We start from the raw sequence: 22,305 nt of genomic DNA on the forward strand, positions 1-22,305 counted from the left end.
TCATTGTTTTTATTTAACCGCGCCGAAAGACAAACCGCGTACCAGTTGCTTCTGGCTGATCCAGCCGAAAATCAGGATGGGTGCGCAGGCCAGGGTCGAAACAGCGGATAACTTGGCCCAGAACAGGCCTTCGGGGCTTGAGTAGGATGCGATCAATGCGGTCAGCGGCGCTGCACTGGAGGACGTCAGGTTCAGCGACCAGAATGCTTCGTTCCAGCACAGGATCAATGACAGCAGCAGGGTCGAGGCCAGGCCGCCCTTGCTGATAGGCAGCAGCACACGCACCACCTCTTGCCACAGGGTGGCACCGTCCAGGCGGGCGGCTTCGAGGATGTCCTTGGGGATATCCTTGAAGTAGGTGTAAATCATCCACACCACAATCGGCAGATTGATCAGGGTGTAGATAATGATCAGCGCGGTACGGGTATCCAGCAGGCCGAAGGACTTGGCCAGCAGATAGATTGGCATCAGCACGCCCACCGGCGGCAGCATCTTGGTGGACAGCATCCACAGCAGCGTGCCCTTGGTGCGCTTGGTCTCATAGAACGCCATCGAATAGGCGGCAGGGATTGCGATCAGCATGCACAGGGCGGTGGCGGTAAACGAGATCACCACCGAGTTCCAGGCAAAGTGGAAGTAACCGCTGCGCTCCTCGATATGCAGGTAATTCTCCAGGGTTGGGGTAAAGATAAATTGCGGCGGTGTGGCAAACGCATCCAGCTCGGTTTTAAAGCTGGTGAGCACCATCCAGAAGATCGGAAAGAAAATCAGGATCGCGATGGCCCAGGCCAGGGTGCCGAGCAGCAGGCTTTGCAGGCGGCGGGATTGTTGAAGAGTCATGGCGGGCCTCAGGCTTTGTCTGTCAGGTTTTTGCCGAGCATGCGCACCAGGATGATGGCGGCAATATTGGCGATGACCACCGCGATCAGGCCACCGGCCGAGGCCATGCCCACGTCGAATTGCACCAGGGCCTGGTTGTAGATCAGGTACGCCAGGTTGGTCGACGCATAGCCGGGGCCACCGTTGGTGGTGGTGAAGATTTCGGCAAACACCGAGAGCAGAAAGATGGTTTCGATCATCACCACCACGGCAATCGGGCGGGCCAGATGGGGCAGGGTCAAGTGCCAGAAAATCGAAATGGGCCCGGCACCGTCGAGGCGGGCGGCTTCTTTTTGTTCCTGGTCGAGGGACTGCATGGCGGTCATCAGGATCAGAATCGCGAAGGGCAGCCATTGCCACGACACAATGATGATGATCGACAACAGCGGGTAGTGCGCCAGCCAGTCCACCGGCTGGGCGCCGAACAGCTTCCAGACGGCGGCCAGAACGCCTGACACCGGGTGGAAAATCAGGTTTTTCCAGATCAGTGCGCCCACCGTGGGCATGATGAAAAACGGCGAGATCAACAGCACCCGCACGATGCCGCGGCCCATAAACTCACTGGCTTCCAGCAATGCGCTGATCAGCACGCCGAGTACCACGCTGATCAGCAGCACGCTGCCCACCAGCAGCAGGGTATTGGTTGCTCCGGGCAAGAAGCCCGAGTCGGTGAGGAAATAGGTGAAGTTCTCCAGCCCGATAAACTGATTTTCACCGGGGTAGAGCAAGTTGTAGCGGATCAGCGAGAAGTACAGGGTCATGCCCAGCGGTACGATCATCCACAGCAGCAGGAGCGCCACGGAGGGCGTGACCAGAAACCAGCCGGGGTTGAACAGGCGCGCTCGCTGCGCCGTTGGCGGGGCGTCGAGCGCTGCAATAACAGTCGAAGTTGTCATGGTGAACACACCTGAATTGCTTTATATGGGAGCAACTGATCCCGTGTGGCAGCGGGCTTGCTCGCGATACAGGCGACGCGGTCTTTCAGTCGAACCGCGTCGCCTGTATCGCGAGCAAGCCCGCTCCCACACGGGATCAGTTGGTCGTGTTATTTGGGATAACCCGCCCGTTTCATTTCGCGCTCGGTGGTTTGCTGGGCCGCGGCCAGCGCCTGGTCCACCGTGGTCTGGCCAATCAGCGCGGCACTGAACAGTTTGCCGACCTGGGTGCCCACCGCCTGGAACTCGGGGATGGTGACCAACTGGATGCCCACATAGGGCACGGGTTTGAGGGTGGGCTCCTGCGGGTTGGCGACCTTCAGGGATTCAAGGGTGACCCGGGCAAAGGGGGCAGCCTGCAAATAGGCGTCGGTATAGGTCGAGGCACGGGTGCCTGGCGGTACATTGGCAATGCCGTCTTTTGCCGCTACCAAAGCGCCGTATTCTTTGGATGTCGCCCAGGTACTGAAGGTTTTGGCCGCCTCCTTGGCTTTGGAACTGGTGGGAATGGCCAGTGCCCAGGAATAGAGCCAGGCACTGCCTTTATCGGTCACGGCATGGGGCGCGAAGGTGAAGCCGACGTGATCGGCCACTTTGCTCTGGCTGCTGTCGGTGACAAACGAACCGGCGACACTGGCGTCGACCCAGATTGCGCATTTACCGCTGTTGAACAGCGCCAGGTTTTCATTGAAACCGTTGCTGGTTGCTCCAGGCGGGCCGGACTCTTTCATGGTGTTGACATAAAAGTTCAGGGCGTCTTTCCACTCCGGCCCGGTGAACTCCGGTTGCCATTGTTCATTGAACCAGCGGGCTCCGTAGGCGTTGGCGATGGTGCTGACCAGCGCCATGTTTTCACCCCAGCCAGCCTTGCCGCGCAGGCAGATGCCGTATTGTTCCTGGGCAGGTTTGTTGAGGGTTTTGGCGAACCCGGCGATTTGCTCCCAGGTCGGGTGTTCGGGCATGGTCAGGCCCGCGTCTTTGAACAGGTCGGTACGGTAGTAGGTCATCGAGCTTTCGGCATAAAACGGCAGGGCGTAGAGCGTGCCCTTGACCGACAGGCCGTCGCGTACCGAGGGCAAAACATCATCGAGGGCGTAGCTGGCGGGCAGGTCGGTCATGGGCTCAAGCCAGCCCTTGGCGCCCCAGAGTGCGGCTTCGTACATGCCGATGGTCAGCACATCGAACTGCCCGCCCTGGGTGGCAATGTCGGTGGTCAGACGCTGGCGCAGCACGTTTTCTTCCAGCACCACCCAGTTGAGCTTGATCTCGGGGTGCTCGCTCTCGAAGGTTTTCGCCAGCTTTTGCATGCGGATCATGTCGCTGTTGTTGACCGTGGCAATGGTCAGGGTCTGGGCGCCCAGGCTCAAGCCGCTGAGGGTCATGCACGTGGCGACACATAACGCTTTGACAGGAATATTCATTGAGCACTCCACTTCATCGGCCAGACGGCTTTTGAAGGACGGTTATTGTTTTTATAGCGGCTCGCCCGGGGGCAAGCGCCTGGGCCGATTACAGCCCTCAATCACCGTTGTGACAAATCACTGGCCACACTCAAACCGATACTATTTTGCACTGCGCAGGCGATCACCCGGCCCCGCCTGGTTTTGCTCGGTCAAACGCTGCACCGCCAGACGCCGATAGTGTGACGGGGTCATGCCTTTGAGCTGCTGAAAACGGCGGTTGAAGTTGGAGATATTGTTGAAACCCGACTCGAAACACACGTCGGTCACGGGTTTCTCACCGTCGGCCAGCAGCTCGCAGGACTTGCTGATACGCAAGCGATTGACGAATTCGCTAAAGCAGCGCCCGGTGGCCTGCTTGAACACTCGGGAAAAGTAGGTGGGTTTCATGCCCATATGCTCGGCCACTTCATCAAGTGGCAGCTCGCGGGCGTAGTGGCTGAAGATATAGTCCACGGCCCGGTTGGTGCGGTCGATGGTCTGCTCGTCAGCCAGTTGCCCGGCGGTTACGCCCGACAGCAGTTGATAGTCCTCACACTCGGCCAGCAGCTCCAGCAGGATCAGAAAGTGCCCCAGGCGGGTAATGCCGGAGGCGCCGGCTATGCTCTGCATCAAGTCCACGGCCTTGCGGATGGTGGCCTTGTTGCGGAACTCGATGCCGTAGCGGGCTCGCTCCAGCATGGGCGTCAGGGTTTTGAGCTCGATAAATGCCGAGGCGGCACCTTCGAGCAGTTCATCAGTAAAGTTCACCAGCATGTCGCGGGTGCTCACCACTTCGCCCTCGGCAATCTGGCTGATCCAGTTGTGGGGCAGGTTGGGACCGGTAAGGAACAATGTCTCGGGGTAGAAATTGCCGATATAGTCGCCGACAAAGACTTTGCCGCTGCTGGCCACGATCAGGTGCAGTTCGTATTCCTTGTGGAAGTGCCAACGCACCAGGTGGCAGGGGAAGCCATGCTGGCGATAAATGATCGACAGGCCATTGTGGTCGTCCATCAGCTCATAAGACGGGTCTGTTGCTCTGGCGAGTCGAGTCATGGGGTTAACCGTTTCAGTTTTTCTTGTTGCGCCGATGATGCCGTCTTCTCAGGGTTCCTGCCAGCCAAGGATAAAACGCGATGAAAACACTGTTGTTGATAGGGATGGGCGCGGGAGACCCCGAACACATCACCGTGCAGGCGATCAATGCGCTGAACCGGGCCTCGGTATTTTTTGTGCTGGACAAGGGCCAGACCACTGAAGACCTGGTACGCCTGCGTCTGGAAATCTGCGAGCGCTATATTCGCGAACCGGGCTATCGCGTGGTGCAGGTCAGCGACCCGAAACGCGACAGTTCGAATCCTTCTTACACTTCAGGGGTTGAGAACTGGCATGAGCAGCGGGCCGAGGTGTTTACGCACTTGATTGAAAACGAACTGGCGGAAGGCGAGTGCGGGGCATTTCTATTGTGGGGCGAGCCTGGGCTGTATGACAGCACCCTGCGCATTCTGCAGCGGGTACGGGCCAATGGTTGCACGGGCTTCGACTATCAGGTGATCCCCGGTATCAGCAGCGTGCAGGCGCTGGCGGCGGGTCATCGGGTGCCGCTTAACGATATCGGCCAGCCGATTCGGATCACCACGGGGCGGCGCCTGGTGGCCGAGGATCTGGACAATGTGGTGGTGATGCTTGATGCCCATTGTGCATTCCAGGCTTTTGTTGATGAGGGGCTGGATATTTACTGGGGCGCGTATATCGGCACTGCGGACGAGATTCTGATTGCTGGCAAGCTGGTCGACGTTTGCGAGCAGATCAAGCAGGTGCGTGAAGCAGCCCGCCAGCGCAAGGGCTGGATCATGGATACCTATTTGTTGAGACGCACAGGTTAATGCCCGCTCCCACAGAGGGCAAACAGGTGTTTTCAAATGGCGTTTGTGCGGTTCTTGGCCTCGATCCACTGCGACATATATTGAGTGCTTTTGTGCTGGTGGTGACGCAGCATCGCCCCGGTGAAGTTGTTGCGCCGATGCTGCTCAAGGTCGGCGCGGCAGGCTTCGATGCGTTGTACCAGCGCCGGACCATGTACCCCTTGCAGGTAACGCGCTTCCAGCAGCGCCTGGCCATTGCGCTGGGCCTGGTGCCAGGCTTCAGGGTTGCGATACAGCTCCACCGCCGCCGCGGCAATCGCACTGGCGCTCTGCTCGATGGCACCGGCCCACGGCATATCGCCGTGCATGCCTTCGGCGCCCACCGGAGTGGTGACGTTGGGGGTGCCGCAGAGCATGGCATCGGCGATCTTGCCCTTGATCCCGGCACCAAAGCGCAGCGGCGCCATGCAGATACGCGCATTGCTCATTACTGCTAGCGCGTCTTCGGCCCAGTTGAGTACATGAAAGCCCTGCGCCGGGTTATGCAGCGCGGTGGCCTTGGGCGGAGTGTAGGCACCGTAGATATGCAACTGGGCTGCGGGCAGCTGCTGACGGATCAGCGGCCAGATATGGGTTTTCATCCATAGCACCGCGTCCCAGTTGGGGGCATGGCGAAAGTTGCCGATGCTCAGAAAGTGCTGGCGCTGTTCATAAGGCACGAACTCGGCGGGCACGCTGTCGACCATCAGCGGGCACCAGTGCAGCATGGCCTTGGGCACATTGAACTGCTCGACCAGCAAATCGATTTCGTATTCGGAAATCATCAGGTTGAGATCGCTGCGATAGATCGCGGCGATTTCCCGCTGTGCCAGATCGGCATCGGCCATCTGTTCAAAGGTTTCGCGCTGCGCCGGGGCAAACAGGCTGCTGAAGTCGTCCTGCTCGCTGCTGTGCTTGAGCCGCGCCTTGAGCTGTTGCTGGCGGGCGTCGCGCAGGCTTTGCAGGTCGGAGGTTTCCAGTACGCGCAAGGCTTGCGGGCAATGCTTCTCGACGCGCCAGCCGAACTGCTCTTCCATCATGAAGCGGTCAAACAGCACGATATCCGGGGCCAGTTCGCTGATAAAGGTATCGAAGCTGCTGTTATTAAGCTCGATAGTCACCTCATCAATGCCCAGCGTCGCCAGATCAGCCTTGTGCTCACCGATCCCGGCCGGGCTGCTGAAGGTAATCTGCCAGCCTTGCTGCAAGAAACCCTCGATGATTTGCATCATATGCCCGCCCGCCGCCGAGGAGCGTGGTTCGGGCCACACGTAGCCAATAATCAGGACGCGGGTCGGGGCAGTAGTGGGCATGGGCAGATCCTTGAAGCAAGGCGGCGGAAAAAAGGCCGCAATTAAACCACAACAGGAAAGAAAATCCTTTGTGGGAGCGGGCTTGCTCGCGATTCAGGCGACGCGGTTTTCAGGCAAACGGCGTCGATGCCATCGCGAGCAAGCCCGCTCCCACAGTCGATGTGTCACAGCTGTGCATTGACCTGTAACAAAGCACTGCGTAGCCTTGCGCCTTCGAGGTTCTTCGCTACGCGAAGCTAAGAAGGGAACGCGGTATGCCGCGGCTGCCCCCGCAACTGTAAACGGTTCTTGACCCTGCAATGCCACTGCCCATAGGCGGGAAGGCGCGGGGTAGTTATCACCCGTAAGCCAGGAGACCTGCCTCGTGACAGATTCTTACTTCAACCGGGCGGGGTGATCCGGTGGCGAAGACTGGCCGCGCTCTGCCTGTGGTCGTCGTCCCGTATGCCCGCCGCTTTGCCAAAGGGCATCCGATGAAAACACTGGCCAAAACCCCCGTCACTATCGTTACCGGCTTTCTCGGTTCGGGCAAAACCACCTTGCTGCGGCATATGCTCGACAACGCCCAGGGTCGCCGCATCGCGGTGATCGTCAATGAATTCGGCGAGCTGGGCATCGACGGCGAAATCCTCAAGCAGTGCAGCATTGGTTGCACCGAAGAAGAAGCCAACGGCCGCGTCTATGAGCTGGCCAACGGCTGCCTGTGCTGCACCGTGCAGGAAGAGTTCTTCCCGGTGATGCGTGAACTGGTAGCCCGTCGTGGCGATATCGACCATATCCTCATCGAAACCTCGGGCCTGGCCCTGCCAAAACCGCTGGTGCAAGCTTTCCAGTGGCCGGAAATCCGCAGCGCCTGCACCGTTGACGCAGTGATTACTGTGGTCGATAGCCCGGCCGTAGCGGCCGGCACCTTTGCTGCATTCCCGGATCAGGTGGATGCCCAGCGCAAGCTCGACCCGAACCTGGATCACGAGTCACCACTGCACGAGCTGTTTGCTGACCAACTGGCCAGTGCCGACCTGGTGATTCTCAACAAGGCTGACCTGATCAGCCCTGAAGACCTGGCCAAAGTGCGTGCTGAAGTGGCTGAAGAACTGCCGCCCGCGGTGAAGATCATCGAAGCCAGCAGCGGCCGCCTGCCGTTGGACGTATTGCTGGGGCTGGGCGCAGGCTCGGAAGACCATATCGATGGCCGCCACAGCCACCATGACCATCACCACGATGGCGATGATGACCATGACGATCACGACCATGATGCCTTTGACTCGATCTCCATCGAGCTGCCTGAGGGTGAAGAGCGCGTTTTGATGGACGCCCTGACCCAACTGGTGGTCAAGCACGGCATCCTGCGGGTCAAAGGCTTTGCCGCGATCCCGGGCAAGCCGATGCGCTTGCTGATCCAGGGTGTGGGCACACGCTTTGACAAGCACTTCGACCGCGCCTGGGGCCGCGACGAAGCACGCACCACCAAACTGGTGCTGATCGGCCAGGACCTGGACGCGGCACTGCTCGAGTCCACCTTGCGCACAGCGTTGAGCGTATAAGCCATGCATTTGCTCAGGACCCAGCCCGGTGGTTTTGTATCGGACGACAACATAGCCGATTTGGGCCAGACCCCCGCCGAGCTGGTGATCCTGTGCAGCGGAGATTCAAGCCTGGCACTGCTGGCCGAAGCGGCGCAGCAGTTGCCTGAAGATTATCCAAGCCTGCGTCTGGCCAACCCGATGCAGGTGCAAAACCACGGTTCGGTGGATTTGTATATCGACGAGGTGCTGCAACACGCCAAGGTGATCCTGCTGTCATTACACGGCGGTATTGGCTATTGGCGTTACGGCATCGAACGGCTGGTACAACTTGCCGAACGTGGTGTGACGTTGATTATGGTGCCGGGCGATGATCGCCCGGACCCGGAATTGAGTGCGTTGAGCACAGTGCCCGCCGAACAGGGCGAGCGCCTGTGGCACTTTTTGCGTCAGGGCGGGCGGCATAACGCCTTGCAGCTTTATCGTTGCCTGGCCAGTCAATGGCTGGGCCGCGACTATGGCTGGGACGAGCCGCAAACCCTGCCGCGCACCGCTATTTATCACCCGCAGCATTCCAGCGCCGAACTCAAGCACTGGCAGGCCGACTGGCAGCCCGCACAGGCGGTTGCCGCACTGTTGTTCTATCGCTCGCATTTGCAGGCGGCCAACACTGCGTTTGTCGATGTGTTCTGCCAGCGCATGCAGACCGCGGGTCTTAATCCGTTGCCGATTGCCGTGGCCAGCCTCAAGGAACCGGGTTGCCTGACGGTGGTGCAGGACTTGCTCGACGAGGTTGATGCCGGGGTTATTCTCAACACCACCGGCTTTGCCCAGTCCAGCCCCGAAGCCCCGCATCTGCGCCCGTTCCGTCGCAATATCCCGGTAATCCAGGCTATCTGCGCGCAGGACAACGAACCCGGCTGGCAAGCCAGTGAACAGGGCCTGGGCCCCCGCGACCTGGCCATGCATATCGCCTTGCCGGAACTCGACGGGCGCATTATCAGCCGCCCGATCAGCTTCAAGGATCTGGCCTGGCGCAGTGAACGCAGTCAGTCGGATGTGGTGTGCTATCGCGCCCATCCCGAGCGCATGGATTTTGTCGCAGAACTGGCGCGGCGTTGGGTCGAGTTGGGCCGGGTGGCCAACCCGCAAAAGCGTATTGCGCTGATTCTGGCCAACTACCCGACCCGCGATGGCCGGATCGGCAACGGTGTAGGGCTGGATACCCCGGCAGCGGCGCTGAATATTTTGCGCGCCTTGCAGGCTGAGGGTTATCCCGTGGACTGCGAGCAGCCAGAATCCGGCACAGCGCTGATTCAAGCCCTGTTGGGCGGGGTCAGCAATGACCTCGACAGCCTCGACCTGCGCCCGTGCATGCAAAGCCTGGCGCTGGATGAATACCTGGCGATGTTCAATGCCTTGCCCGAAGCCAATCGCCGGGCGGTGACCGAGCGTTGGGGCGAGCCGCAAAACGATCCGATGTTTCGCAGCGGCCGGTTGATGATCGCCGGGCTGCGATTTGGCCTGACCTTTGTCGGCATTCAACCGGCGCGGGGGTATCAGGTGGATGCCAGTGCCGTGTACCACGACCCGGACCTGGTGCCGCCCCATGCTTATCTGGCGTTCTACTTCTGGTTACGTCACACCTACGGCGCCCATGCGCTGGTGCATGTGGGCAAACACGGCAATCTGGAGTGGCTGCCGGGCAAGGGCGTGGGGTTATCGGAGAACTGCTGGCCGGACGCAATCCTGGGCCCCATGCCTAACGTCTACCCCTTTATCGTCAACGATCCGGGCGAGGGCGCCCAGGCCAAGCGGCGTACCCAGGCGGTGATCATCGATCACTTGATGCCGCCGCTGACGCGCGCTGAAACCTACGGCCCGTTGCGCAATCTGGAACTGCTGGCCGACGAGTATTACGAAGCGCAGTTGCTTGATCCGCGCCGTGCCCGGGAGTTGCAGCGCGATATTCTCAAGCTGGTGCGCGATACCCATATCGACCGTGAGCTGCAACTGGACGACAACCTCGACAGCGATGCGGATGCGGCGATCTGGTTGCCGCGCCTGGACACTTATCTGTGTGATCTGAAAGAGTCGCAAATCCGCGACGGACTGCATATTTTTGGCGAGTCGCCTGCCGGGCGCCTGCGTATCGACACCTTGCTCGCCTTGCTGCGTATCCCCCGTGGCGATGGCCGTGGTGCGCAATCGAGCGTGCTGCGGGCGTTGGCCAAGGCCTTTGAGCTGGGGTTTGACCCTCTGGACTGTGCCTTGGCCGAACCCTGGACAGCGCGTCGGCCTGCTGCACTGCAAGGTGTCAGTGATGAGCTTTGGCGCACGGCGGGGGATACCCGTGAGCGTCTTGAATTGTACGCTGCGCAACTGATCGAACAAGCACTGGCGGGCACGCTGCAATTGTCTGATGCAGAGCAATGGGCTGAGGTCCGGTCGATTTTCGATGCGTTGCTGGAAGTGGTCGCACCGCGTCTGGATGCCTGCGGCCCGGCCGAAATGCAGGGTCTGCTTGATGCCCTTGCCGGGCGTTTTGTCCCGGCCGGTCCCAGTGGCGCTCCGAGCCGCGGGCGACTGGATGTACTGCCCACCGGGCGCAATTTCTTTTCCGTGGATGTGCGCAACCTGCCCACTACCACGGCCTGGCGGATCGGTTTTCAGTCGGCCAATTTGATCCTTGAACGGCATTTGCAGGATCACGGCGACCATCTGCGCCAGTTGGGCCTGTCGGTGTGGGGCACAGCGACCATGCGCACCGGCGGTGATGATATCGCCCAGGCCATGGCCCTGATGGGTGTGCGTCCGGTGTGGGCCACCGGCAGCCAGCGAGTGGATGACTTTGAAATCCTCCCGGTCAGCCTGCTGGACCGCCCGCGAGTGGACGTGACCTTGCGCGTGTCGGGGTTTTTCCGTGATGCCTTTGCCAATCTGATCCGTTTGTTCGATGCCGCTGTGCAAGCCGTGGCGGCGCTGGATGAGCCGGATGATCTGAACCCGCTGGCGGCCAAGGTTCGTGCCGAGCGCGAACAGCTTGAGCGCGACGGCCTTGCGCCCGAGTTGGCGGCGCGACAGGCCGGCTGGCGTGTATTCGGTGCCAAGCCCGGTGCTTACGGCGCCGGGGTGCAGAACGCGATTGATGGTCGTTTGTGGGAAAGCCGCGATGATCTGGCCGAGGTGTATCTGAACTGGGGCGGTTATGCCTATGGCGGCGCCGATGAAGGTACTGCGGCGCGCGGTGAATTTGCCCGGCGGTTGGGGCAGATGCAGGCGGTGGTGCAAAACCAGGATAATCGCGAGCACGACCTGCTCGACTCCAATGACTATTACCAGTTCCAGGGCGGCATGCTGGCTGCGGTAGAGAGTTTGCGCGGGGAGGCTGCAGCCAGCTATCACGGTGACCACAGTCAGCCGGATTTGCCGAAGATCCGCACTCTCAAGGAAGAGTTGAACCGGGTGATACGCTCGCGGGCGGCCAATCCGAAATGGATCGACGGGGTCAAGCGTCACGGCTATAAAGGCGCGTTCGAAATGGCCGCGACCCTGGACAACCTGTTTGCCTTTGATGCGACTACCCATTTGATTGACGACCACCAGTACGCGTTGCTGGCCGATGCCTATTTACTGGACCCGGATACCCGCGAGTTTGTCCGCGAGCACAACCCGCACGCCTTGCGCGATATGACCGAGCGTTTGCTTGAAGCTCAGCAACGCGGGCTGTGGAGTGAACCTGGGGAGTATCAAGCGGCGCTGGAAAACCTGCTGCTGGATATAGAAGAAGAGTAACAAAGCGACCCTAACCCCAGCCCTCTCCCGGAGGGCCAGGGTGAGGGGCTCTTTGAGCTCTATCAACATTCTAAGATTTGGAACCCGAAAACATGACTGACACCCCGCATTTTCCGTTATCGGCGGTAGTCGGCGCGGATTTATTGAAACTAGCCCTGTGCCTGACGGCTATCGATCCGAAAATAGGCGGCGTGTTGATCGAAGGCCCGCGCGGCATGGCCAAATCCACCCTGGCTCGCGGTCTTGCCGATCTGCTCGCCAGTGGCCAGTTTGTCACCTTGCCCCTGGGCGCCACTGAAGAGCGGTTGATCGGCACCCTCGACCTCGACGCAGCACTGGGCCAGGGCAAGGCACAGTTTTCCCCCGGCGTGCTGGCCAAGGCCGATGGCGGCGTGTTGTATGTGGACGAAGTGAACCTGCTCGCCGACCATCTGGTGGACGTGCTGCTGGATGTGGCGGCCAGCGGTACCAATGTGGTCGAGCGCGATGGCATCTCCCATCGCCATGCTGCACGCTTTGTACTGATTGGCACCATGAACCCGGAAGAGGGCGAATTGCGCCCACAGCTGCTTGACCGTTTTGGCCTGAACGTGGTTCTGAGCGGCCAGCCGCAACCTGCAGAGCGCGGCGAAATCATCCGTCGTCGCCTGGCCTTTGACGCTGACCCGCAGGGTTTTTGCGCACAATGGGAACAAGCGCAAACGGCCTTGCGCGAACGCTGTCAGCAGGCCCGTGAACGGCTCGGCAGCATCGCACTGGATGATCAGTCCCTGGCTGTGGTAACCGAGCGCTGTTTTGCCGCAGCAGTAGACGGCATGCGCGCCGACCTGGTCTGGCTTCGCGCTGCGCGGGCTCACGCGGCATGGCGTGGGGTGACGGCGATCAGTCTGGAAGATATCGATGCGGTGGCCGAGTTTGCCTTGCGTCATCGTCGTCGCGAGCAAAAAGCCCAGGCGCCAACCCCTGAGCAACCGCCGTCGCCACCTCAAGCCAGCAGCGCTTCGCCTCAATCCGGCCAGGGTCAGTGGGGCGAATTGCCTGCGCAAGCGCAGCCCATGGGCGCACGTCGTGAAGTGCCGAGCTGGCCAAAAAAGCCCTAGGCATCCCCCCCCGCTCTGTAGCAGGGGCGGATGCCAGACCCCGGACAGGCAACATCTCGGCGGGCAAGCAAGGCGCTAGCCACAGTGCCGACAGCGGGATGGTCGACTGGGTACAAACCCTGCTCGGTGGCCGTCCTCGCCTGCGCGCCGATCTGGCCTGGAAAACCCGGCAAAGTGCAGCGCAAGAGCTATGGCTGGTGGTGGTGGATGCGTCCGCTTCAACCTGTCGCCATCAGGCGCTGAGTGACGCCAAGGGGCTGTTGGCCCAGCTGTTCGAGGATGCCTATCGCCAGCGTGCGCGGGTGGCTGTGATGAAGGCCAGCGGGCTTGCACCGCAGTGGCAGGTCAGTGGTTCAAAGGCGTCTGGTGCCTTGAATGACTGGTTGCAGAGCCTGGGGGCTGGTGGCGGTACGCCGTTGCTGGAGGCATTGCAGGAAGTTGCCAACTGGCTAGGCAGGCGGCGCAAGCAGTTTCCTGAAGAACAGCAGCGTTTTTTACTGTTGACCGATGGCCGTTTAAAAGCCTGGTCTGCATTGCCCGCCATTGATTGCCCGGGGCTGTTGATCGATATCGAGAGGGGCCCGATTCGTCTGGGGCGCTCACGCCAGATGGCGGCAGAGCTGAAAGCAGAGTATCTGCATATTGATGGCTTGCAGCCCGCATAAGCACTGAAAACAACTGTGGAAGCGGGCTTGCTCGCGATGCAGGCAACTGGTTCAGTCAGGATAGCCGCGTTGATGCTATCGCCAGCAAGCCCGCTCCCACATGTTAGGTGTGCGGCAGATTACGCTGGCATAACCCAAGGTTGCAGCTTGTAACCTTCTCTGCTGATCTCGGCACGGGCCTGGGCCAGCAGGCTTTCAAGCTGCGCGGCGTCTGCGCAGGCGCTGCGCGGGATCTGTTTGCGGCCGATACGGGTATTGGTGCGGTCGATAACAGTCAGGCTCAATTCGCCGTGACCATCCTGTGCAGCCCAGGCAACGCATTGAAAAGGTTCAAAGGCGTGGCCGGCAATCAAAAGAGCTTCGTTGAAACGGAGCGGGGCGTTCATAGGGTTTTCTCTCCAGTATGCCCATCAAGTGATTAACCGTCGGCTGGGCTTACCGTTCGGTTGCTTACTTGTACTGATGACTTCAGACCGGCTTCAGGTCACACACTTTCGTCATTTTTATAAAAGTTTTTTTATATGACTGATCCAGATCAATTTTCAGTGCGTGTACTGATGGCCTTTATTGATCGATTGAGTCTGTACAGTTTTATTGGCTATTAGCCTTATAAAGAAACGATCCAGAAAGCGCCCTTTGGCTTGCTAAGGTTACGCGTAAGTAGAACAAGGGACTGTTTTTTAAGCTGTTTTATGTTTTCCTGGCGCCAAGGAACAGTCATGCTTGCATTGTCCTCTCCCCGACGTCTGCTGGTGGTTGATCCCTGCGAGGATTGTCATGAGTTGCTGCCCGGCCTGCGCACCATAGGTTGGGCGGTAGACAGTTGTACATTGGCAACTGTTATCGACCGTTCTTGCGACGTTGGCCTGTTCAGGCTGCAACCTTTTCATCTGCAGCGACCCGAAGCTGTAAAAGACATGATCAGCCGCAGCGGCACCGAATGGATCGCGGCGCTGACCCCTGATGTTCTGCAAATGAGGAACGTGGGGGATTTTGTCTGCGAGTGGTTTTTTGACTTTCACACCTTGCCCTTTGATGTCTCTCGGGTCCAGGTCACGCTAGGCAGAGCGTTTGGCATGGCGTGTTTGCGGGGCCAGGTTGCAACCCCGCTCGAGGTACAAGAAGATCAACTGCTGGGCGAAAGCCGGTCGATGCGCGACCTGCGCATGATTGTGAGCAAATTTGCGCCTACCGAGTCGCCTATCCTGATACGGGGCGAAAGCGGTACGGGCAAGGAACTGGTCGCCCGTACGCTGCATCGTCAATCCCAGCGCAACGGCAAACCCTTTATCGCTATCAATTGCGGCTCCATACCGGATCACTTGATCCAGTCAGAACTGTTTGGCCATGAGAAGGGCTCCTTTACCGGCGCCCATCAACGCAGGGTTGGACGTATTGAGGCAGCCAATGGCGGTACGCTGTTTCTGGATGAGATCGGCGATCTGCCGTTGGAGCTGCAAGCCAGTCTGCTGCGTTTTTTGCAGGAAAAACATATCGAGAGGGTCGGCGGCAACCAGCCGATCGCCATTGACGTGCGGGTACTGGCGGCGACTCATGTCGATCTGGAGGCCGCAGTTGCCAACGGGACTTTTCGCGAGGATTTGTACTACCGGCTCAACGTGTTGCAAGTTACAACTTCACCCTTGCGCGAGCGTCATGGCGACCTGGCCATGCTGGCCAGTCACTTTGCCCGTTTCTATAGTCTGGAAACCGGCCGTCGCCCGCGTACGTTCAGTGACGAGGCATTGATTGCCATGGGCAATCATGACTGGCCTGGCAATGTGCGTGAGCTGGCCAACCGCGTACGCCGGGGGCTGGTATTGGCCGAAGGGCGACAGATCGAAGCACATGATCTGGGCCTGGAGTTGCGCCCATTGTTTGTCGGTACCATAAACACCCTGGAGGAATACAAGGACCGTGCCGAACGCCAGGCGCTTTGCGAGGTATTGAACCGCCACAGCGACAACCTGAGCATGGCAGCCAAGGTACTGGGAGTTTCACGACCGACGTTTTACCGGTTACTGCACAAGCATCACATCCGCTGAGCAACAAAAAGCCCGCAGCGCTTTAAACGCAGCGGGCTTTTTGATGTTCAGAAGTAGTACGGGAATTTCAGGCTGAAGGTGAAGTCCGGCGCATCGTCGGTCAGGCCAATCGACAGGTTGGGCACTATGGTCAGGTTGTCAGTTGCCGCTACGGTCATGCCGATGTTGAAGTAACCGGCGTTGGCATCACTGGTCGTGACTGTTTGCCAGTCGCCGCCATCTTCCTTGAGCTTGCTCTTTTTCTGAATCAGGTCAGACACGGAAAACGACATACTCATTTTTTCGTTGAGGGCAAAGGCCACACCCGCGCCAATCTGGAAGCTGTCACCCAGTTTGACCTTGCCCGGCTGCTTGAGGTTTTGCGTGGAGCTGATGTCGTCGAATGACTCTTCGAGGTTGTGGGTATACGACAGGCTGGCGAACAGAACAGCGGGGTCGAAGGTCTTGACCAGGGAAATGGCCGGGCTGATCGACCATACGCCGTTACCGGTGGGCAGGTCTTCAGGGGCAAACAGGTTGGTGTTTTCAGTAGATCTGACCAGCTTGATGCCGAACGGGTCCTTGCCGGTGGGAGCCTTGACCCGCACGCTGAACACTGCATCCGGGGTGTTAACCGACTCGTCGAGGAACTTATAGGCCACGCCGAAATTGACGTCGCCTATGGTCGGGTCGCGGGTGACTGTTTGCTCCGAAGCGGCTTGTGCATCACCGCCGTTGGCACCGCCGGACTGGTAAGTCGATTCGCGATATACAACTGGAACGTTGACGTCGAACTGCCAGCGGTTATCCAGGTTATAGCGCCCCGTCAGGTCCAGGGTCCAGTTGTCGGCCTTGATCCGGTCCAGGTTGAGGTTGCCCAGAAAAATCGAATCCAGGGCCAGAAAGCCGTTGAGGATCAGTTGGCGGGTGTCGTAGCGCGAATAGGTAATACCCGTTTCCAGGCTGAACTTGCCACCGCCAAAAAAGCCGCTGGCTTCATCGTAAAGGTTGACCACGCTCTGGGCGGGAGCGGAATCCTCCTTGAGCGCGGCGCCGTACGAGCTGCCGCCAGCAGCGGTAGCACCAGTACCGGCGGCCGCAATATTCTGGTTGCCTTTCATATCAGACGGCGATTTTGCCAAGCGTCTTGGTTGGGGCGTAGCTGGCTGGTCTTCAACTTCACGAACCCGTTGTTCAAGTACTGCCAAGGCTTTTTGCTGTTGATCGTAACGCTGGCGTAGCTCCATAAGTTCTTGTTTTAGTAGAGCGACGTCTGCATCAGGTGCTGCATAAAGCAGGGCTGATGGAAAGCAAGCGCTCATGCATACAGCTGCGCGAAAGGTAAACGATCGATGCATGAAATAAACCGTCCCGTTAAGCCAAGTCGTAAGACCAGAGCCTAGTTCAATATCCCATATTGCGAAGGCCTTTTAACTGGCTGAGATTACAGTCGAGGGCACCGGGGCTTGGCATGTTGTTACGCAGCACTACATTGAGTTGGGTCATGTTATTGACCCTATTGCCGCCGCCCAACAATGTTGTACTTTGCAATACACCACCCTGAGCAATTTGCTGTAATGAACTGCCCTGATTGTTGTTGGCCTGGATCGCCAGTTGGATACCGCCACCGCTGGCAGAGACGGTCAGATTGCCTGCGCCGCCAGCCTGGGTGACGGGGGAATTGGCTGTCAGTAAAACGCCTTGTTGATTAACCACTGGCGCCAGATTGGCCTCGCTGACATTGATATCGACATTGTTGTAGGCGCTGTTGTTGTCACCCGCAGCCCGCACGCTCTGGGTGACGCCCTGGCCGGTGGTCAGCCCTGCGCCACCGGTAACCGAGCCGGTGCCGGCAGAGCCCGGCGGGCCGTTACCGGCAGAGCTGTAGGTGGAGACGTAAAACTTGGGCTCAATGGTGTTTTGCACATACATGGACGTACTGGCGCCGACAACGCCGCCATTGCTGCTGGTCCAGGTACTGTTCATCACGATACCGAAACTGATGATTCGCCCGGGCATCACATAACGGCCCCGCAGCTCGGCCATTTCCGTGTCTTTCAATTCGACCGGCTTAAAGGTCGATGCCGCCTGGGCGGGCAGGCTGGCCGCAAGGCATGCGGCAATCAGCCAAAAGGGAGTTTTCATGTACGGCTCCAGGAGCGTCGGGCCCCGTAGTCATGATTGGCGCACCTAAAAAAAGTCGCTTTGGATAAACCCGAAATCCATGAGTTCTGCGTCCTTGACCGGGCTGAACCCGTCGAGCTGGTTTTTTGCGGTCAGCGGAGCAGGGGGCGTCAGTAGCGCGTTGGTCTTGTCGTAGCCAGGACCAATGATGGCAAACACAATGCCATTCCAGCCTTTGAGGAAATCTGCATGGGAGTAGCGCTTGTGGCCAAGAACCGGGTCACCGATATACACCCAGTCCTTCTGTGCACGTTGCAGCACCACAAAGTGTTTGTAGCCACGGATGTCCAGCAGCACCACAACAGGAATATTCACGCTCTCCAGGCTTTCAGGCGGAATCCGGTAGCCCCGGGCGCGCATGCCGATGCTTTCGACGTAGCGCTTCATGTCGAGCATTGAAAAGCCCTGGGTACGCACCAGATCCTGGTCGGCGTTTTGCAACATGCCCTTGATGATCTGGTCTTCGTTGACATCCAGCCAGTAGGCCTGACGCAGCACAGTGGCAAGTGCCGCCGCACCACAACTGAAATCGGTTTTTTGCTCAACGATATCCGCAAAGCGTCGTTCACGAATGCTCTGTACTTGCTTGAACACCAGATTGCCGCCAGGCATGGCAGCGATTGGCATTTGTGCGGCCTGGGCCATGGCACTCAAGCCGAGCATAAGGGTGAGGGCGACAATACGCATGATTGATACGCCTTGAATAAGGAAAAAGGGTCTCGTAAACGAGACCCTCCTTTAGCGTCGCTACTACATGCAGACTTTGCAGCCGGCAGCGATGGACAGCGAATTGCTTTGCTGGTTGCCAGTACCGGCCGCAATGTTGGCGCCGCCATTACCCGAATAGCCATTGAACGAATGGTCCATGGTGGCGTTGTTTACGACCGGGGTTTTGTTGTTGTTCCAGTTGGATCCTTGGGACCAGGTATTCACATTGCTCAGGTAAGACGCACCGGCCTCGTTGATCACTGACAGGTTGTTCGAGGTTTGTGAGGCAGTGGCACCGGCACTGGCAATACGGCCGTTGGAAACGGCAATGGCCAGGTTGTTTTTCTGTTGGTTGAACTCGCCCGAGGCCACGTTTATACCGACGTTGCCCGCGCTGCCGTTGGCGGAGCTTTTGATCGTGGCATTGTTTTGTGCGCCATAGTTGTGCGAGTCATTGTGACTGTTGGTCTGGGTGGCGCTGGTCAGAGACGCGGCCGTGCCGAAGACAAAGCTTTCGTCTGAAGTGGCGATCGCTACGGCATTGTCTTGCTGGTTGCCCGAGCCTGCGGCGGCGTTGGCGCCCATGTTGCCTTCAGAGCCCTTGATCGAGTCTTTGATGGTTGCGTTGTTCTCGACTGCCTTGTTGGTCACTTTGTTGTTGTGACTGTTTTGCACATCAATAACAACAGCGGCTGCGGCGGCATTAGGGTCCAGTGTGTAGGCCGGTGGGGTGTTGTTATTGTTATTATTGTTGTTATTGCCAGGTTGGGTCGCGTGTGCAGATACGGCCACCAGTGTTGCCAGAGCGAAAGCCAGAGGCTTCAGAGCGATTGACGGTTTCATGGTAATACTCCGTGCTTCATTAGTTGAGTTAAGTGTTGGCACTTTCTAATTGCACTTCGTTGTTTCCGGGTCAGTCAGCAACCCGGATATTCAGGGTGTTAGCCATGCGGTTCCCCACCCCTGCACTCTGGTTCAACTGCACCACCCCTCGGCTGCCGGTGAAGGCCTGATCACTGGTAGTAATCTGGCGACTGCCGCTGGCGGGGGATGCGGTTCCCGAGTCTGGAAGCAACGCCACGTTCTGCTGGGACAGGGCGCTGTCGTCGATGCCTTGCGGCTGGGCACTGATGCCGATCCGCACTGCATTGACCATCTGGTTGTTGGCCCCGGCGGACTGGTTGATACCGATCACGCCGCTGCCATTACTGAATGAGTTGCCGCCAATCGTTGCCCTGGCATTGAGCGAGGGGTCGGCGGGTGTATTGAGTTTCTGGGTGACTGCGGTAGCAGCGCGGGCCTCGGTGCCGATGGCAATTGCGCGGATATTGACTTGTTGTTGCTGGTCGCCGGATGCCTGGTTAAGGGAGACGTTGCCATGATAATTGGCACCCGAGTCGTTGATCGTGGCGTTGTTATCGGAGGCCGCGAGTACGCTCGACGTGGCAATGAGCGCGGCAATCAGCACAGGCAGGCGAGAGGCCGTCATCTTATTTCCCCTGACTCAGAGCAGAGAGCGGGCGCATGCCCTGGCTGATGCTATTGCCAATCGTGCCGGAAATGCTGCTGCCGCTACCGCCGTCATGGCCATTGCTCATGCCGGGCAAGCCGTTGCTGGTATTAAGACCGGGTAGTGTGTTGCCAGTGGGCATGATTGAGCGGGTGATCGCGGCACCACTGCTGACGCTGGCAAAATCACCATCGCTCAGTTCGCGGGTCGCGCCCATAACTTGTACCAAGGGGCTGGCATTGGCGGTTAACGGGTCGGGATCGGGATGCATCGGCGGGTTACCTACCGCATGGGGTTGCACGGTACGGGTAAGCACTATTTCACCATTGCCAGCGGCCTGTACAACAGTGCACAGACTCATCAAGGCGCCCAGGCTGCAAGCCATCAGCAGGTGATGATTACCACGATAAAAGTGCCCCATGACCGAGTCCCCTTTGTTTACGCTGAACCTGGTCAGCGTGTTAAGGAGAGAGCATGGGCTGTGCCACTATTTATTTAATGTTAGAAAACAACAGTGCACAGCCGGTCGACTGTTTAGTGGCGGGGCAAGTGTAACGAATTTGAGATTGCCGGGCGCAGGGCAACCTCTTGTGGAATAAGGTATTGACTGTTTCTGGCGTGGAAAAATAGCCTGTCTCATTACCTTTACATTTGCGCAATTCGTGCTTCAGGCCGCAGCTTTAGCGGGTTCACGAAATTTTCATGTATCAGCAACGGACATATGCCAAAAGCTGAAACCATTAAGTGGCATGTTGGATAGCTTTTATTGTGAGCAATACAACTTACTGACTAACACTTGCTGAATAAGTTTCCCGAGAGCTGATTAATTGTTCGACTGCGGCACAGGCTTGCTGTTGTCGCGCTTGCCAATCGCCTGTTATGACTTGTACGGGTTGTTGATGGTCTGTGAGCCATTGCTGGCTGGCGGCAAAAAAAACCTGGCGTTCAGCCAGCGAGGGCTGGCAGCGCTGGCCATCAGCGGTCCACTCCACATCGTCGGGGGACAGCAGCAAATGCAGGTCGTAGTGACGCTTGAGCAGTTCAGCTTCCAGCCAGTGCGGGCAGTCGCCAAACAGGGTCTGGCTCCAGAGGATATTGCTCAGCAGGTGGGTGTCCAGAATCAGCAATTCGGGTTGTTTGGCACGTGCCTCATCTTCCCATTGCAGCTGGCCGCGGGCGATGTCCGGAATGTCCGCCAAACACGTGTCGCGAGGATTCTGCTCGATAAAGTGGCGCACGTATTCGCCCACCAGAATGCCACCAAAACGCTGTTGCAGTAACGCTGCGAGCCAGCTCTTGCCGCTCGACTCCGGCCCTGCCAGTACGACCACTTTCATGTGCGCAGCGCCGGGTCACGGCGCCAGTCACGCCAGCCCTGGATGGCTATCAGGGTAAACAACGCGTAGAGACCGGCGGTGAAGTACAGGTCCTGCCAGGCAAAAAAACCGATATAGAGCACATCGATCACACACCACAGCGCCCAGCATTGCAGGCGTTTTTGCGCCATCCACAATTGCGCGACCAGGCTGAAAGCGGTCAGCGTGGCATCGGACCAGGGGAAGCTGGAATCGGTCCAGTGGGCCATGGCGGCACCCAGGGCTGTGCTGCCCAAGGCCCCCAGAGCAAGGCCCGCAAGCACTTGCGAGGTACTCAGGCGGGTGACTACGCGGCCTTCGTGCTGCGTGCCGGCGCGAGTCCACTGCCACCAGCCATAGACTTGCAGAAGGGCAAAAAACACCTGCAGCAGCATGCCTGAATACAGTTTGATCTCGAAAAAGATCCAGCTGTAGAGCAGCACCATCACCAGGCCAATGGGCCAGCACCAGGGGTTTTGTTTGACTGTCAACCAGACGGCGATAACGCCGAGCGCGGCGGCAAACAGTTCAAGCCCTGACATTGGGATTCCTTGGAATAGGGAGAAGGGCGGGGATTGTACCTGCAGGCGCAATGTTTCGCCTGCATGACTGCACTTCAACACATGGGAGGCCGGCTGTTGTGGCACCCACAAAATTCAAACTTGGCAGGGAACATTGTGGGAGCGAGCTTGCTCGCGATACAGGCAGTGAGGTTTGCCTGAAGCACCGCGTTGCTGCCATCGCAGGCAAGCCTGCTCCCACAGGTTTTGTGGCACCTACAAAATTCAAACTTGGCAGGGAACAGTGTGGGAGCGGGCTTGCTCGCGATGCAGGCAGTGCGGTTTGCCTGAAGCACCGCAGTTATGCTATCGCAGGCAAGCCTGCTCCCACAGGTTTTGTGGCATCTACAAAATTCAAACTTGGCAGGGAACATTGTGGGAGCGAGCTTGCTCGCGATGCAGGCGGTG

20 protein-coding genes and 1 riboswitch are annotated in these 22,305 nt (G+C 58.7%); of the genes, 6 read left to right on the forward strand and 14 right to left on the reverse strand.

Going from position 1 to position 22,305, the window contains the following annotated elements; genetic code table 11:
* Positions 1-9 precede the first annotated feature (9 nt).
* The 4 genes from ACZRMH_RS11470 to ACZRMH_RS11485 form a co-directional block, all read right to left on the reverse strand.
* A complete protein-coding gene (locus ACZRMH_RS11470) occupies positions 10-840 on the reverse strand; it encodes a carbohydrate ABC transporter permease (protein ID WP_464013464.1) in 831 nt (276 codons plus the stop codon).
* An 8-nt stretch (positions 841-848) separates the two neighbouring features.
* Complete coding sequence (locus tag ACZRMH_RS11475; protein WP_464013465.1) at positions 849-1,775, reverse strand: carbohydrate ABC transporter permease; 927 nt, start codon at positions 1,773-1,775, stop codon at positions 849-851.
* 149 nt (positions 1,776-1,924) lie between these two features.
* Positions 1,925-3,235, reverse strand: a complete 1,311-nt coding sequence (locus tag ACZRMH_RS11480) for an ABC transporter substrate-binding protein (protein ID WP_464013466.1) — start codon at positions 3,233-3,235, stop codon at positions 1,925-1,927.
* Positions 3,236-3,376: 141 nt separating this feature from the next.
* The gene (locus ACZRMH_RS11485; protein WP_464013467.1) at positions 3,377-4,312 is read right to left on the reverse strand and encodes an AraC family transcriptional regulator; all 936 of its coding nucleotides are present in this window, start codon (positions 4,310-4,312) and stop codon (positions 3,377-3,379) included.
* An 80-nt stretch (positions 4,313-4,392) separates the two neighbouring features.
* Between ACZRMH_RS11485 and cobF the strand changes: the two genes are divergently transcribed.
* On the forward strand, positions 4,393-5,142 hold the full coding sequence (cobF, locus tag ACZRMH_RS11490; RefSeq protein ID WP_464013468.1) for a precorrin-6A synthase (deacetylating): 750 nt from the start codon (positions 4,393-4,395) through the stop codon (positions 5,140-5,142).
* 32 nt (positions 5,143-5,174) lie between these two features.
* On the opposite strand, the gene ACZRMH_RS11495 is transcribed toward cobF, so the two are convergent.
* Entirely contained in the window at positions 5,175-6,473 is a 1,299-nt protein-coding gene (locus ACZRMH_RS11495; protein WP_464013469.1) for a glycosyltransferase, read from the reverse strand.
* Between the two features lie 199 nt (positions 6,474-6,672).
* A riboswitch (cobalamin riboswitch) is annotated at positions 6,673-6,852 on the forward strand.
* Between the two features lie 94 nt (positions 6,853-6,946).
* Here ACZRMH_RS11495 and cobW point away from each other — a divergent pair.
* The 4 genes from cobW (at position 6,947) to ACZRMH_RS11515 (ending at position 13,556) form a co-directional block, all read left to right on the forward strand.
* Positions 6,947-8,017 carry a cobalamin biosynthesis protein CobW gene (gene cobW, locus ACZRMH_RS11500; protein WP_464013483.1) on the forward strand — a complete coding sequence of 357 codons (1,071 nt, stop codon included), beginning with the start codon at positions 6,947-6,949 and terminating at the stop codon, positions 8,015-8,017.
* A 3-nt stretch (positions 8,018-8,020) separates the two neighbouring features.
* Complete coding sequence (cobN, locus tag ACZRMH_RS11505; RefSeq protein WP_464013470.1) at positions 8,021-11,791, forward strand: cobaltochelatase subunit CobN; 3,771 nt, start codon at positions 8,021-8,023, stop codon at positions 11,789-11,791.
* Between the two features lie 92 nt (positions 11,792-11,883).
* Positions 11,884-12,891, forward strand: coding sequence for an ATP-binding protein (locus ACZRMH_RS11510; RefSeq protein WP_464013471.1), 1,008 nt, complete (start codon positions 11,884-11,886; stop codon positions 12,889-12,891).
* 98 nt (positions 12,892-12,989) lie between these two features.
* Positions 12,990-13,556 carry a vWA domain-containing protein gene (locus tag ACZRMH_RS11515; RefSeq protein ID WP_464013472.1) on the forward strand — a complete coding sequence of 189 codons (567 nt, stop codon included), beginning with the start codon at positions 12,990-12,992 and terminating at the stop codon, positions 13,554-13,556.
* A gap of 119 nt (positions 13,557-13,675) precedes the next feature.
* Here the strand turns inward: ACZRMH_RS11515 and ACZRMH_RS11520 are convergent, their stop codons facing one another.
* Complete coding sequence (locus ACZRMH_RS11520) at positions 13,676-13,942, reverse strand: hypothetical protein (RefSeq protein ID WP_464013473.1); 267 nt, start codon at positions 13,940-13,942, stop codon at positions 13,676-13,678.
* A gap of 333 nt (positions 13,943-14,275) precedes the next feature.
* Between ACZRMH_RS11520 and ACZRMH_RS11525 the strand changes: the two genes are divergently transcribed.
* On the forward strand, positions 14,276-15,601 hold the full coding sequence (locus ACZRMH_RS11525; protein ID WP_464013474.1) for a sigma-54 dependent transcriptional regulator: 1,326 nt from the start codon (positions 14,276-14,278) through the stop codon (positions 15,599-15,601).
* 47 nt (positions 15,602-15,648) lie between these two features.
* On the opposite strand, the gene ACZRMH_RS11530 is transcribed toward ACZRMH_RS11525, so the two are convergent.
* The 8 genes from ACZRMH_RS11530 to pnuC form a co-directional block, all read right to left on the reverse strand.
* Positions 15,649-16,938 carry a hypothetical protein gene (locus tag ACZRMH_RS11530; RefSeq protein ID WP_464013475.1) on the reverse strand — a complete coding sequence of 430 codons (1,290 nt, stop codon included), beginning with the start codon at positions 16,936-16,938 and terminating at the stop codon, positions 15,649-15,651.
* A 46-nt stretch (positions 16,939-16,984) separates the two neighbouring features.
* Positions 16,985-17,725 (reverse strand): hypothetical protein, encoded by a 741-nt coding sequence (locus tag ACZRMH_RS11535; RefSeq protein WP_464013476.1) that lies wholly within the window; start codon positions 17,723-17,725, stop codon positions 16,985-16,987.
* A gap of 45 nt (positions 17,726-17,770) precedes the next feature.
* Positions 17,771-18,451, reverse strand: coding sequence for a C39 family peptidase (locus ACZRMH_RS11540; protein ID WP_464013477.1), 681 nt, complete (start codon positions 18,449-18,451; stop codon positions 17,771-17,773).
* 63 nt (positions 18,452-18,514) lie between these two features.
* Positions 18,515-19,315 carry a heme utilization protein gene (locus ACZRMH_RS11545; RefSeq protein ID WP_464013478.1) on the reverse strand — a complete coding sequence of 267 codons (801 nt, stop codon included), beginning with the start codon at positions 19,313-19,315 and terminating at the stop codon, positions 18,515-18,517.
* Positions 19,316-19,385: 70 nt separating this feature from the next.
* The gene (locus ACZRMH_RS11550) at positions 19,386-19,961 is read right to left on the reverse strand and encodes an adhesin (RefSeq protein WP_464013479.1); all 576 of its coding nucleotides are present in this window, start codon (positions 19,959-19,961) and stop codon (positions 19,386-19,388) included.
* A 1-nt stretch (position 19,962) separates the two neighbouring features.
* Positions 19,963-20,403 carry a hypothetical protein gene (locus tag ACZRMH_RS11555; protein ID WP_464013480.1) on the reverse strand — a complete coding sequence of 147 codons (441 nt, stop codon included), beginning with the start codon at positions 20,401-20,403 and terminating at the stop codon, positions 19,963-19,965.
* A gap of 361 nt (positions 20,404-20,764) precedes the next feature.
* Entirely contained in the window at positions 20,765-21,319 is a 555-nt protein-coding gene (locus ACZRMH_RS11560) for an AAA family ATPase (protein WP_464013481.1), read from the reverse strand.
* The gene (gene pnuC / locus ACZRMH_RS11565) at positions 21,316-21,879 is read right to left on the reverse strand and encodes a nicotinamide riboside transporter PnuC (protein WP_464013482.1); all 564 of its coding nucleotides are present in this window, start codon (positions 21,877-21,879) and stop codon (positions 21,316-21,318) included. The genes ACZRMH_RS11560 and pnuC overlap by 4 nt, the downstream gene beginning before the upstream one ends.
* Positions 21,880-22,305 lie beyond the last annotated feature (426 nt).

It is taken from the genome of Pseudomonas sp. B414, assembly GCF_055408445.1.

What these genes read in the sequence shown, in the direction of transcription:
- ACZRMH_RS11470 (WP_464013464.1), bottom strand. Translation starts at nt 840, where the DNA reads ATGACTCTTCAACAATCCCGCCGCCTGCAAAGCCTGCTGCTCGGCACC.
- ACZRMH_RS11475 (WP_464013465.1), bottom strand. Translation starts at nt 1,775, where the DNA reads ATGACAACTTCGACTGTTATTGCAGCGCTCGACGCCCCGCCAACGGCG.
- ACZRMH_RS11480 (WP_464013466.1), bottom strand. Translation starts at nt 3,235, where the DNA reads ATGAATATTCCTGTCAAAGCGTTATGTGTCGCCACGTGCATGACCCTC.
- ACZRMH_RS11485 (WP_464013467.1), bottom strand. Translation starts at nt 4,312, where the DNA reads ATGACTCGACTCGCCAGAGCAACAGACCCGTCTTATGAGCTGATGGAC.
- cobF (WP_464013468.1), top strand. Translation starts at nt 4,393, where the DNA reads ATGAAAACACTGTTGTTGATAGGGATGGGCGCGGGAGACCCCGAACAC.
- ACZRMH_RS11495 (WP_464013469.1), bottom strand. Translation starts at nt 6,473, where the DNA reads ATGCCCACTACTGCCCCGACCCGCGTCCTGATTATTGGCTACGTGTGG.
- cobW (WP_464013483.1), top strand. Translation starts at nt 6,947, where the DNA reads ATGAAAACACTGGCCAAAACCCCCGTCACTATCGTTACCGGCTTTCTC.
- cobN (WP_464013470.1), top strand. Translation starts at nt 8,021, where the DNA reads ATGCATTTGCTCAGGACCCAGCCCGGTGGTTTTGTATCGGACGACAAC.
- ACZRMH_RS11510 (WP_464013471.1), top strand. Translation starts at nt 11,884, where the DNA reads ATGACTGACACCCCGCATTTTCCGTTATCGGCGGTAGTCGGCGCGGAT.
- ACZRMH_RS11515 (WP_464013472.1), top strand. Translation starts at nt 12,990, where the DNA reads ATGGTCGACTGGGTACAAACCCTGCTCGGTGGCCGTCCTCGCCTGCGC.
- ACZRMH_RS11520 (WP_464013473.1), bottom strand. Translation starts at nt 13,942, where the DNA reads ATGAACGCCCCGCTCCGTTTCAACGAAGCTCTTTTGATTGCCGGCCAC.
- ACZRMH_RS11525 (WP_464013474.1), top strand. Translation starts at nt 14,276, where the DNA reads ATGCTTGCATTGTCCTCTCCCCGACGTCTGCTGGTGGTTGATCCCTGC.
- ACZRMH_RS11530 (WP_464013475.1), bottom strand. Translation starts at nt 16,938, where the DNA reads ATGCATCGATCGTTTACCTTTCGCGCAGCTGTATGCATGAGCGCTTGC.
- ACZRMH_RS11535 (WP_464013476.1), bottom strand. Translation starts at nt 17,725, where the DNA reads ATGAAAACTCCCTTTTGGCTGATTGCCGCATGCCTTGCGGCCAGCCTG.
- ACZRMH_RS11540 (WP_464013477.1), bottom strand. Translation starts at nt 18,451, where the DNA reads ATGCGTATTGTCGCCCTCACCCTTATGCTCGGCTTGAGTGCCATGGCC.
- ACZRMH_RS11545 (WP_464013478.1), bottom strand. Translation starts at nt 19,315, where the DNA reads ATGAAACCGTCAATCGCTCTGAAGCCTCTGGCTTTCGCTCTGGCAACA.
- ACZRMH_RS11550 (WP_464013479.1), bottom strand. Translation starts at nt 19,961, where the DNA reads ATGACGGCCTCTCGCCTGCCTGTGCTGATTGCCGCGCTCATTGCCACG.
- ACZRMH_RS11555 (WP_464013480.1), bottom strand. Translation starts at nt 20,403, where the DNA reads ATGGGGCACTTTTATCGTGGTAATCATCACCTGCTGATGGCTTGCAGC.
- ACZRMH_RS11560 (WP_464013481.1), bottom strand. Translation starts at nt 21,319, where the DNA reads ATGAAAGTGGTCGTACTGGCAGGGCCGGAGTCGAGCGGCAAGAGCTGG.
- pnuC (WP_464013482.1), bottom strand. Translation starts at nt 21,879, where the DNA reads ATGTCAGGGCTTGAACTGTTTGCCGCCGCGCTCGGCGTTATCGCCGTC.